Here is a 713-nt window from a genome sequence, read left to right as displayed (position 1 = left end):
ATCGGTTCTGATTTATGCAGGTTGGTATCAAATGTCTGGTCGGTCGAAGTCTGTCCAGCTGTTCGCGAATGCCCAACCAGTATGGTTTTGGCATCCTGCAGATTGGTTCCATTAGTCAAGTAATCTTGCATAAAACTGCATAAGTCGGGAGATGAATGCCCAGGTATAACAAGCTGCGCCCCCACCGGCCGAGCGAGGTATTCTGAGCCATAAGACGCGGCGACACCGCACGCGCGCCGTGGATCAGGTTCGCCCGCAGGTACCTGTTGCCGCGTTTGGATATGCCGAGCAATCGCGGCTTGCCCCCTGTGGTTGCCTGACGTCGTGTCAGGCCCAGCCAGGCAGCAAGGTCTCGCCCACGCCCGAAGCTGCGTGCATCGCCAACCGCTGCAACAAGTGCTGTGGCAAGGCCGCAAAATGCCGCCCCAGACTGCTGACAATCCCCTGGCGTTTGCCGGGGCTTTTTGATTCACTGGTATCATGTTGAAGAAACCTAGTCCTGATCAGACAGCGCTCGAGATGGTGACACTCAATCAACTTGTTCCCGCCGATCACCTTTTGCGCAAGATTGACGCGGTGATCGACTTTTCGTTCATTCATGAGCGTGTTGCGGATTTTTATTGTGCGGACAATGGCCGTCCGCCTCTGGATCCGACCTTGATGTTCAAGGCTTTGTTCATAGGTTATACCAACCTGCATAAATCAGAACCGAT

2 pseudogenes are annotated in these 713 nt (G+C 54.3%); one reads left to right on the top strand and one right to left on the bottom strand.

Annotation, left to right across the window (positions count from 1 at the left end):
* Window positions 1–115 precede the first annotated feature (115 nt).
* Window positions 116–406, bottom strand: a pseudogene (locus E1297_RS50085) (transposase); the annotation flags it as partial.
* Window positions 407–480: 74 nt separating this feature from the next.
* Between E1297_RS50085 and E1297_RS01050 the strand changes: the two are divergent.
* Window positions 481–713: pseudogene (locus E1297_RS01050) on the top strand (IS5/IS1182 family transposase); the annotation flags it as partial.

Source organism: Roseibium sp. RKSG952, assembly GCF_009711355.1.
Note: the sequence above shows the minus strand (reverse complement) of the source record. Positions and strands in the feature narration are given on the sequence as shown.